Origin of the sequence: Archangium sp., assembly GCF_036388035.1 — a bacterium.
In the GTDB taxonomy this organism is placed as follows: Bacteria; Myxococcota; Myxococcia; order Myxococcales; family Myxococcaceae; genus Archangium.
In genome coordinates this window covers 1-2887 of sequence record NZ_DASVSO010000242.1, presented here as the reverse complement: position 1 = coordinate 2887, position 2887 = coordinate 1, and the positions used below count along the sequence as shown (strand labels likewise).

The window sequence follows — 2887 nt, the reverse complement described above, 5'->3', positions numbered from 1 at the left end:
CGCCGTCGTCCGCGAGGAAGAGGAGCGTGCCGTTGACGTGCCTCAGCCACGAGCCGGTGCCGGACTCGGTGCCGGCGTGGACGTCCTTCACCAGCACGGTGCCCTCCGGGGTGCCGTCGCTCTTCCACAGCTCCGTGCCGTGCGCCGCGTCCTGGGCGGCGAAGTAGAGCGTCTGCCCGATGAGCACCAGGTCCGACTCCATGGGGGAGGAGAAGCGGGTGTAGGGGAACTCCTTCACCAGCACGGTGCCGGCCCCGGTGCCGTCCGTCTTCCACAGCCGCTGCGTGCTCTCGCTCATGGAGAGGAAGAAGGCCGTCGTGTCCCGGACGACGAAGCGGCTGGCGCTCTGGCCGAACGTGGCGAGGGCGTCCGCCGGCTCGGTGTCCTTGAGCAGCACGGTGCTGTCCGCCGTGCCCTCCGTCTTCCACGGCTCGAAGCCATGCACGCCGTCATTGGCGAAGAAGAGGAGTGAGTTGCCGAGCTGCGTCCAGCGCGAGGCGTTGGAGCCGAGGGGCTCCGCGGGGGCCTTGTGGACCGGCCCCGTCCCCGCCGCCGTGCCGTCCGACTTCCACAGCTCGGGCTCCGCCGAGGTGGTGACGGTGTGTTGGAAGAAGACGTTCCCTCCCGCGGCCGTCATCATGTACACGCGCGGCGCCTCGTCCGTCGTGAGCTCCTTGAGCTTCACGGTGCCGGCCGGGGTGCCATCGCTCTTCCAGAGCGAGTCGGTGGTGGCCTCCCGGCCCACGAAGAACAGGGTGCCCTGGGCGAGCGCCATCCCGGCGTAGCCGTCCGAGAGGGGGAGATCCAACACCCGCGTGGTCCCCCCGGGGGTGCCATCGCTCTTCCACAGCCGGGGCGTGTCGGACGAGGCGTCGTCCGAGGCGCTGAGGAAGAGCACCCCGTTGCGCACCACCAGCGACCGCGCCTGGACGTTCGTGAAGAACTTCAGCGAGACCGTTCCCGCGGGGGTGCCGTCACTCGTCCACAGGGCGTCGCCCGCGATGAAGAACAGCCGGCCGTTGCCGAGAGCGTACTCCTGGGGGGTCATCGGTATGTCCGCGAGCTTCACGGTGCCGGCCCCGGTCCCGTCGCTCTTCCAGAGCTGGGACATGCCACCGCTGATCACCCCCAGGACGAGCGTCCCGCCCAGGTCCATCAGGTTGGAGAACCGCACGAAGCTCCCGAGCCCCACGCCGCTGCGGACGAGGACGGTGCCCGCCTCGGTGCCGTCGCTCTTCCACAGCTCCTCGTGCCTGTCGGGGTACGAGGCGACGAAGTAGAGCGTCCCGCCCACCGCCTTCAGGTACTGGAGCCTCACGCGCTGGCTCCCCTTGCCCAGGTCCGTCACCCGCGTGGTGCCGGCCGCGGTGCCGTCGCTCTTCCACAGCTCGTGGTAGCCCGTGTCGGAGGACTCGAGGACGAAGTAGTACGTGCTGCCCACGATCTCCCGGTCGGCGAGGGCCGCCTCGCCCAGGTGCTTCAGCCGGACGGTGCCCGCCGCGGTGCCGTCCGTCTTCCACAGCTCACTGCCTTCGAAGCTCCGGGCGGTGGAGAAGAAGAGGGAGCCCCGGGCCTCGATGAAATCGTCCGGATGGGAGCCATAGAGGCCCGGCGCGAGGTCCTTCACCAACGCCGTACCCCCCGGCGTGCCGTCCGTCCTCCACAGCTCGCTGCCGGTCCGGCTGTCGGTGTGGTTGAAGAAGAGCGTGCCGCCCATCGGGGTCATCCCGGAGGCGGAGTGGAGCGTGGCGCGCTGGAGGGCGTGGATGTCCTTGAGCAGCGCGGACGTGGACGGATCGGCGGCGAGGGCCGGTGTGGACAGCGTGGCCGACAGCAGCCACGCGGCGACGGAACGAGGAAGGAGGTTCATGGGCGAGACAGCCGCTTCCGGGGCACGAGGCAACCCGGAGCACGGCCCTACCCCGTGGGCTCGGCTCCGGACGCGTCCTGGATGGACACGCGCCGGAGGGTAGAGAGGAGGCCCACCGTTCCCCATACCACTTTGGGAGTACATCCAGAGCTTGCCGGATGTGCCTCGGGACCGCCGGTAGAAATGACAGTCTTGCCAGGGGTACGTGCGCTCCATTTCCCAGCGACGGCCTGTGTTTCCAGGGGGTTATGCGTGGGCACGCGGGTTGCTCTTGGGTTGGAGCGTGGGGCGGCGGCGTGGGGCGTCGGCAACAGGACGGACAAGCCAGACTCAAGGGAAGGGCGAACCATGGCGAAGACCCAGGGGATGAAGCAGGGCGAGCGGCGGGTGAAGGGCACTTCGGAGCGCCGCGTGACGGCCAAGGGGAACCCTCCCGCGCGCAAGGCCCAGGTGGTGACGCTCGGTGACCTGATCGCCGCGGCCTTCGACGTGACGGGCGAGGCGGAGGCCGCCGCGAAGCTGGTGTCGTCCAAGGCCATGGCCAAGGCCACCGGCAAGCGGATCGTTTTCGTGGAGTAGCGGGTGCCCTACGGGGGTGGGGCGGGCGACGGCCCGCGTCCTTGGCGGAGTCGGGCGAGCGGTGGGATGGGGATGGTGGGGGCTGGGTGGATCCTCTCGCTCGACGTGACCGCTGGACGCGGGCCGTGGTCTTTTCCGCTTGCCCGCCCGGTGCGCGCGCGAGGAGGCGGGGGGACGCCGAGCTTCATCTCGTGGCCCCCGTCGAGCGGTGGGAAGCGGGGTAGAGTGGCCGGCCATGAATGGCGCCCCGCTGCTCCTTCTCGTCTCCCTGCTCCAGCAGACTCCCAAGACCCAAGTCGACGCCTCCGCGGCGGCACCCGAGGAAGAAGGCGTCCACTTCCACGCGGCCATCGAAGCCGGTGGACTGGCGCTGCCCTCGGGTACGGGGGCCAATGGGATGGACATGTTCGGCTTCGTCTTCCCGCGCATCGGCGTGAA

2 protein-coding genes and 1 pseudogene are annotated in these 2887 nt (G+C 69.9%); 2 read left to right on the top strand and 1 reads right to left on the bottom strand.

All coding sequences use genetic code 11. The features are described 5' to 3' along the window. Positions 1-1870: ELWxxDGT repeat protein (locus VF697_RS10535; protein ID WP_331093862.1), on the bottom strand; the 1870-nt coding region annotated here is incomplete at its 3' end. Positions 1871-2218: 348 nt separating this feature from the next. Between VF697_RS10535 and VF697_RS10530 the strand changes: the two genes are divergently transcribed. Both VF697_RS10530 and VF697_RS10525 read left to right on the top strand, forming a co-directional pair. Next, on the top strand, positions 2219-2449 hold the full coding sequence (locus VF697_RS10530) for a chaperonin (protein ID WP_331093860.1): 231 nt from the start codon (positions 2219-2221) through the stop codon (positions 2447-2449). 235 nt (positions 2450-2684) lie between these two features. After that, positions 2685-2887 (top strand): annotated as a pseudogene (locus VF697_RS10525) (hypothetical protein); the annotation flags it as partial.

Excerpts from the sequence above, each read along its gene's own strand:
- VF697_RS10530 (WP_331093860.1), top strand. The coding sequence starts at position 2,219 with ATGGCGAAGACCCAGGGGATGAAGCAGGGCGAGCGGCGGGTGAAGGGC.